The sequence below is a fragment of the Shewanella surugensis genome (assembly GCF_023284005.1).
Classification (GTDB): Bacteria; Pseudomonadota; Gammaproteobacteria; order Enterobacterales; family Shewanellaceae; genus Shewanella; species Shewanella surugensis.
On the sequence record NZ_JAKIKS010000179.1, the window covers coordinates 1 to 7589 of the forward strand.

8 protein-coding genes and 1 pseudogene are annotated in these 7589 nt (G+C 40.2%); 2 read left to right on the forward strand and 7 right to left on the reverse strand.

Features of this window, described 5'->3' with window-relative positions:
• Nucleotides 1-685: 685 nt before the first annotated feature.
• Both L2764_RS24750 and L2764_RS24755 read left to right on the forward strand, forming a co-directional pair.
• Nucleotides 686-1147, forward strand: a complete 462-nt coding sequence (locus L2764_RS24750; protein WP_248943036.1) for an InvB/SpaK family type III secretion system chaperone — start codon at nucleotides 686-688, stop codon at nucleotides 1145-1147.
• Between the two features lie 37 nt (nucleotides 1148-1184).
• A complete protein-coding gene (locus tag L2764_RS24755; protein ID WP_248943037.1) occupies nucleotides 1185-2030 on the forward strand; it encodes a hypothetical protein in 846 nt (281 codons plus the stop codon).
• 276 nt (nucleotides 2031-2306) lie between these two features.
• Here the strand turns inward: L2764_RS24755 and L2764_RS24760 are convergent, their stop codons facing one another.
• From L2764_RS24760 to L2764_RS24790, 7 genes and pseudogenes are all read right to left on the reverse strand, one after another.
• Complete coding sequence (locus L2764_RS24760; RefSeq protein ID WP_248943038.1) at nucleotides 2307-3227, reverse strand: DMT family transporter; 921 nt, start codon at nucleotides 3225-3227, stop codon at nucleotides 2307-2309.
• 257 nt (nucleotides 3228-3484) lie between these two features.
• Nucleotides 3485-3673 (reverse strand): hypothetical protein, encoded by a 189-nt coding sequence (locus tag L2764_RS24765; protein ID WP_248943039.1) that lies wholly within the window; start codon nucleotides 3671-3673, stop codon nucleotides 3485-3487.
• Between the two features lie 511 nt (nucleotides 3674-4184).
• A complete protein-coding gene (locus tag L2764_RS24770) occupies nucleotides 4185-4514 on the reverse strand; it encodes a hypothetical protein (RefSeq protein ID WP_248943040.1) in 330 nt (109 codons plus the stop codon).
• A 742-nt stretch (nucleotides 4515-5256) separates the two neighbouring features.
• Nucleotides 5257-5712, reverse strand: coding sequence for a GNAT family N-acetyltransferase (locus L2764_RS24775; protein WP_248943041.1), 456 nt, complete (start codon nucleotides 5710-5712; stop codon nucleotides 5257-5259).
• A 154-nt stretch (nucleotides 5713-5866) separates the two neighbouring features.
• Nucleotides 5867-6247, reverse strand: a complete 381-nt coding sequence (locus L2764_RS24780) for a VOC family protein (RefSeq protein WP_248943042.1) — start codon at nucleotides 6245-6247, stop codon at nucleotides 5867-5869.
• A 102-nt stretch (nucleotides 6248-6349) separates the two neighbouring features.
• A complete protein-coding gene (locus L2764_RS24785; protein WP_248943043.1) occupies nucleotides 6350-6868 on the reverse strand; it encodes a hypothetical protein in 519 nt (172 codons plus the stop codon).
• Nucleotides 6869-7219: 351 nt separating this feature from the next.
• A pseudogene (locus L2764_RS24790) lies at nucleotides 7220-7474 on the reverse strand (LysE family transporter); the annotation flags it as partial.
• Between the last annotated feature and the right edge of the window lie 115 nt (nucleotides 7475-7589).

Consider the following 7589-nt stretch of genomic DNA (forward strand, 5'->3'; position numbering starts at 1 on the left):
GGTGCGCCAAGTCAGCGAAATAAGCTAAAAAAGGCGAGTTGGGACGATGATTACAGGGCAAAAGTTTTCTTTGGTTAATTATCCGACAAAGTATGCTCCCGCCCTGCATTGATCCACTCGTTCGATAAGCGCTTATCACTTTAAGAAAAATACCCAGCAAAAACTCTCTAGTCAGTATTCTCGTTTCACATTCTCATTCAGCGCTATCGAATACGATGAGACAAACGGTATCATCGGTAAAATAGGCAGGATTAATTGAGGCACTTTTCAAGTGCTACATCGATTCACCTACCAGTCACACTCAGCTGTCACTGACAAAGTCAGTAAATTTAGGTTGTTATCATCTGCCATGTTTGGACATTCATCAAATAGCGTTTTCAAAACTCAAAAATCAGCAATCAGCAATCAGCAATCAGCGCCATACGATATACCAAGCCAGTTTGACATACAGAACCCCGTAAAAAAGTAATTTAAGCACTTGAATATATCTGAACGAGAGGAAATAAGATCAATATCTAAGGGATGGAAACAAATCACTCATACACGAAAGAAACCGTCAACTCATCTTACCAGTTAAATGTAATTTTCTTTGTTTTTTAATATCATCATCTTAGACCAAAGTGATAGATTGATCATCTATTAAGCGCTTTGATTAATATTAGAACACCTGTAATGGAGCTTATACATGCAAATACAAAGTCCTCTCTCTTTCTCACAAAACTATCACCAAAGCTTAAAGTACTTAGTTGAGCAAGCGCTGATTTCGCTGGGATGCCCTGCTGATAAACTGACAAATATTCACTCTCATTCTAGTATCCACCTTGAATTCGATTCACTACCCAGTATTACACTTAATATTGAAGATGACAGGTTATGGCTATGGTCGGCTTTTACTGATTTAACATTTGACTTTATCACTCAACAAGCATCTGAACTATTCATTATTTTACAAGAGCCCATCCCCTTATTAGAACTAGAGCAAGCCATTCTCGTTAAAGCCACAACAGGGTATGAACTTAAAGCCTTAGTCGATATTTCCTGCCTACACTCACCACAAAATTTAGGCATGCTTATTAAGTCTTTTCATGAAAAAGTCGATGCCATTAATCAAGTACTCACCATGCACGTCACCCGTTTACCTTATTAAGAATAAATCACAACTCACCTTATCACACGGAGTCATTATGCCTTTACCTATAACATCAACTACATCAACTACATCACCGACTGTATCATCATCAACAACAACGACATCTATTTCTCAAGGTTTGACCGGAGTTTCTAGTAGTCAATCACTCAGTAAAAGCCTCACACCTAAAACATTTGATCTAGCAAGTAATCTTCATCCAGAAAACCGAACTTTCGAAAATATCAATGAACTGACTCAATCTAAATTGGAGTTTTCACGGGAGTCATGGGTCGATGTTGTTCGTTCATACAACAACGAATCAAACAGTAATGGACTCAGGTTGCGAGTGGCTTATCCAAAAGACAATACGGAACTGACTACAAATAAAAAAGAAAACCTTAGCGATCGAATTATTGGCTTTGGCAGTGATGGTAAAGCATTCAAGCCTAGTACAATGGATGTAATGAACGAAAAACTGCATAAAATCGTTCATACCGCAATTCACCACACCCCAGATCTTGCCAGTACGGGCTTCGAAATGGCAACACATACTTTAGATCCGAAGGCCTTAAGTACTGCCGTCACAGAGGTCTTAACGGCAATGAAAGAATCACATGATGATTTAAAACATGGCGATTATAAAGCGCTTGCCGTTCATATAGCCGATGCAGCAGCCGGAACGATCCGTTCTGGCGCATCTGTCGCTTCTGTAGTACATCACGTTTCCAATGCCCTTGAAACCGTAGGTGTTGGCATACCAGGTATAGGACTTCTTGTGAAACTTACTGGTGATGCTATGTGGTATTCTGCACAACATGCTAAGGAACAAGTACACAACGCAATGGATTCTAGCATCTTAAAAGACCCAATCCATAAAGCACGACTGAATAAATTAGATTAATCTTTGTCATCGCATGATAATGACCCATCCAAACATGAATCCAAGATCTCAGTAATAAGCAACATATACTGACATGTTAAAAACTCAAATAGACTCAGAAATCGAATGGCTTTCTGGGTCTTATGTTAAGTAACCAATTGCTATCCTTATCAAGCCAACACTCACTCATTCGTTTTAAAGACCTTAATTTCTGTAAACAATCAAATATTCGACATGATCACAGATATCTTGATTATCGTTCCCTAAAAATCAAGCTAACTCTAATCGCAATGTTTATTACGTTTTACTCACTCGCCCCAACAACCCCACCCCTAAAATAACCAACAAAGTTCCCAGCCCATAATAAATAGTGTATGTCTCATTTAATATGCTTACCGCCAAAATCGTGGTCAGTACAGGTCCTAAGGTGCCAACAATTGCCACTTGATCAGCCCCCAATTCAGCGACGGCTCGACTGATCAGAAAAGTAGGAATAACAGTACACACTATTGCCATCGATAAACTTAATGCCAATACTGAAAAAGGAACACGTAAAGCCTCCAGAGAATGGGTTAAAGAAAAATGCAGTAATATCGCCCCACTCGCCCCCAGCATCGCAATGCAGGTAAACATTTCACTGCCTATTTTTTCAATTTGTCTTTTGCTCAACAGTAGATAAAAAGCAAACACCAGTGCACTGGCTAAAACGAATGAACTGCCTAACAAAACCTTATCCCCTTGCAACTCAATTTCATTGATAAAAATGATTAGAATCCCCGTATAAGTTATCCCCAACAACAGCAACATTACAAGCTTGATCTTCTTTCTAAAAAAGATGGCGCCAAAAATAACCACCAAAGTAGGATAGGCAAAAAGGACCAAACGTTCGAGCTGCGCAGAAATATACGTCAACCCATATAAATCCAGCAGACTAGCAAGATAATAACCTAATACTCCAATACCGATGGTCGGTAAAAGCACTCCTTTTAAAGACTCACGCTCTTGGTTTGAATATCGATGCAATATATACACAACACAAAGATAAAAAGGAAGAGAAAACAACATCCTTAAGGTCATCAAAGTGACACTATCAACCGGATATTGATAGGCTAACTTGACAAAAATAGGCTTAAGAGAAAATAAGAGTGTGCCAATAAATGCCAACATAAACGCATATCGTGTGGATGTTAACGATTTAACGACAGGGTGTTTGTTCATTTTTGCCTCGATAAAAGAGGCTACGGAGACATGTCTTGGTTACGGGATCTCCGCAGCCAAAACAGAAAAGGGTTAATGGCCGCTAAATAAAAGGAGCCACCCACGGAGTCGAACGATATTCATGATTATTGAGATTGTACTCATACTATGAGATTCACCACTAGCATAAAAAATAAAAAAGTCGAAATAACAATCTACCTCAGCCAATGAAAGTAAGCAAGGCACAGAAAATATCCATCATAAAATACATACGCTCTTTAACAAAGAAGCGGTAAGGCGTAACCGTTAATGCTGGGTGGCATCACTTCAAGGCTGCAACTCTTCTTTGGTGCATTATCGACTCCCCAATCGTCGACGACGATCATCATCGATTGATCAAAAATTGTGGGACCCGCCTCTCGATAGCGATGCCAAGTGGAATTAGAGGCATCGTACTTCGACGCCATGGCGTTACACACTCTGGTGTCCCATTGATATTTTCCATTATCCTTCCCCGACGTGATTGGGCTAGATATAAAAGTGACGTGCTGAGTGCCACCAGTGTTAACAACAAGATAGCCACCTTAATTTTTCCATGGAACTTGTTCGTTCCGGTCAGCCCAATTGGATGCAAAAGTCCCAAGGCCGCCAGGACCTGTGATCTCGACGAAGTCCACCTCACGCTCCCCTTCACCCAACAAGATCAGCGCGCTTTTTTATAACAGCCAACGCCTTACGGCTAAAAAACCATAACTCGGGGTATTAACGGTTTATAAACCTCATCACGAGCAAAGAATAAGCAGAGGACTTTCACCTGCACTTTCTCGAATAAAGAACCTACCGATTTATCTCGGCGCACTGGGTGCCTTAGCGCTTCACGCTTGACATTCGGCTTTAAACTCATTTACTTAGTGACTTTGGTGGGTGTTTTTAGGGCGCAGGCGAGGCTCCCGCCTGCGATAGAGAGTGTCGGCTTGGTTAATAAAAAGGGTAATAATCCTCCACTTCCAGCTCTTTTGCTTCCTTGACCACGGTCATATCAGGGATCCACAACGTCGACTCCTTCGACCAATCCACCTTGAATAATATCTCATTGACGTGCGATGCCCCCACTAACATTTCGGCTATCTCCACTGGTTCCTGCGTGTTCATTGATAGGTGTAACGCTACCATTTCCAGATCGTCGACCTCCATCTCGTTTAATTGCCATTCGAGTTCGGTCTGAATCGCTGACACCACTCGTATTGGATTGGGTTTTTGATCGAGTTGCAGTTGGCAAGTGACCAATGATTTTTCTCGCATTGTCAAAGTGCTGTCCCTGGGTGTCCAGTAAGCCCTTTGCTCGATAGTTATCATATAATGCTGCCCAAAATTTCTAATCGTTGAATTTACCCCTTGATAGGCGCATAGCGCCCCTTAGCCGTTCGATTATGTCCATGAACGGTGATCATCTGGATAAGCCAGACTAGGCTGCAGCTTATCCTTTAACAATACTACCATAGATTTCAATATGATGCGCAACATTATCGCTTTAGTATAACCCGTTTAAGAAAATGTTGTTGTTATCTTTACCCTTATCCGCCTACTTCGGAGCCCTAAGATCTACCTGCCTTAGCGTCATATTTCATCACCAACAAGCCATTATACGCCATCACATGATCACACTTTTTAAAGATCTATTGCCGTCTCTGGTCGTCTGTAAAGATAAAATCGATTGTGTTATCTCAATCACCGACAAAAGGGAGATCCGGTCATGTTATGAAATGGTACCCTGTGGGAAGAAAAGGCGGATGAAAATAAATGATTGACGCCATAGGTTAACCTGAACTCGGAATAATGAGTGTCCGGATTACTTTTATTCAATTATAAATCATGCCATTACGGATTACCTGATGAGTTTACCCTCTCATTTCCTGCTGAGTGTCGACATTATTGTCGATATCAAGGCGGAGTTTCGACTGCAATAGCCCGCTATTACTCGTCATTCCAACACAGATAGGGGCAAAAATAGCGGTATTCAGCGACGCGGCTTATCCCGAGTTCAGGTTAGTTAGAGAGCAGACCCAACCGACATGGCTAACTTTTCAATACCATGAGATGGCGTCCATCTTTTACATTCAACAAACCCATGTTGCTTGTATAACTTTATTGCAGGCAAGTTTACAACAGCGGTTTCTACAATAGCTTCTGAAAAATCAATTAGCTCTAGAACATAGTTTATTAATTTTCTGGCAATACCTTGCCTGAAATAATGTGGCTCAACCGTTAAACTATCAATGCCTAAATGTTGATCTTCTATAGTAATCTCTATCACTGCAGCGAGACATTCATTGTCAATAAAGCCATAAAACCGTGTTGTTGAATTTTCGATATCTTTAACACCCCGCAATAGTGGGGGAAAATCAACAACTCCAATAAGTTGAGCTTCAATTTTATAAGCATTTTGAAAAACAGTAAAAATCTGCTTGGCAACGTCTTCATTCGAATGATCAAGTTTTTTTATCATGCTATGCCTAGACTCAACATTTATATTGCTCTCTAACGCCTTGCTAAAAGCAGTCACTTGTAGCAAGGCGTTCTATGTTCTCGGCACTAATCACCTTTTTGCCCCTAGAACAAGTTGAGCAGAGTGTGATGTGCCATCATTGTGGATGTCTCTGTTATTCTCGCTTATCGACTCGCCATGGTGGATTTAGCCTATTTTCTCCAGCCCAATACAGTTTAATTTTATTACCTGATGGATCGTATAATATTGCTTCACGCCACAGGTAACGTTGATCTGTTGGCTCTTGGTAAAACTCGATGCCAATAGATTGTAGATCCAATACCCATTGATCTAGTTTTTCATGTTCGAAATAGATGACGACGCCATTTAAAAAACGACCCGTTTCAAGCGAAAGTGAAAACGTTGCGTTTCCGTCAGGGCATTCGAAACGAGCATAATGAGCAGTATCAACAATTTGGGTAAACCCAAGTTTTAAATAAAACGCTGTGGCTTCATCCATGTTTTTGACTGGTAATGTCACTTGATTAAGATCCACTAAACCTCCTTGTGCGCCTAACGCCCCCTAACTAAGCGGCGGCATGAAATGCCGTCTGGCGACCGTAGGGAGCTAACTTGATTGGTTGGTTATATGCCCTATTCATTGTGAAGGGAATGGCATCGTATTTAAAACATGAGGTAAACGAGCTTGAGCTCTATTTCGTAGTTCTGAATCCTCAGCACAAAGTTTTAAAAAAGACTCTACTGCGTAAACCACATCGTTAACGAAAGACTTTACCCCTATTAGAACTAGGCCTTTTTCGATTTCAGGTTTGTATTCATGCTTGCCACCATCATGGTAAGCAAACTTGATAGTATCTGGATCTTGATCGTGAAGCTCGGCTTTAGAACCATAGCTATGAAGAAAAGCACATCGAGCAGCATAAACATCTTTACCGCGATATTTGTATGGCTGACTTTCATGGGCGATTAAATGAGTATTGACCCAGTTTTTGAAATCAGAGCGTGTAACCCTTTCTTTATTAGCAGCACGACCAAGACTAGCTAATGCATCAATACAAATGAATGCCATTGCAAGAGAGGCTGTAGTGAAGTTTTGTTCATCACATTTTTTCAATTCAGATACTAAGCCGAGAATAGGCTGCCAATTATCGTCCATAATTTCGTTTTATACCTATAGGCTGATTAGCAACTAACCTTTATCTAGTGCGCATCAGCTCTTACTTAATAAGCGAACCAGTGCACTTATCAAAAAACAGACACATTGCTAATATACTGTATTTTATTAATTTATCAGGTTTTAGTTAGATACGCCAGTCTTCAAAATATGAAAAATAATTGTGGCTGTCCAAATTCATTCGCAGTAAAAATTAAAAACTGAACAATTTTCAAATCGATTCCTTATCTAAGTTGCACTAACGCCCAAATAACAGGCTAAGTAATTGTTGGCTAAAATGTGAAACGCAGCCAACTGTTTTGTACCCTTATTTATTTTCTTGTTAGCATCTCATTATTTACTCGTTGCTAAGCGAGTTGCAAGCCCTAAAAAGATAAAACCTAATAAACCCTCTATGTGGCGACCTAAATTTAATTTATTACCAACTAATTTTCCGAACTTACTAAATATTATAGAAAAAATAGAATTAACTAATAAAGCAAAACAACTTAGCATAAGACCAAGTATTAAAATTTGCATCGAAAGCGAACCTGTTCCTGTAGTAAATTGAGGTAAAAACAGACTAAAGAATAATAAAGCCTTTGGGTTAAGTAAGTTAACTTACCTCCGGCAAAGCCGGAGGCTTATTTGGGTGACGCCCTAAAAGGGCTTAAGTCCGTGCCCAAGGCACTATCTACATTCCGAGTTTTAATTGATCCCGATG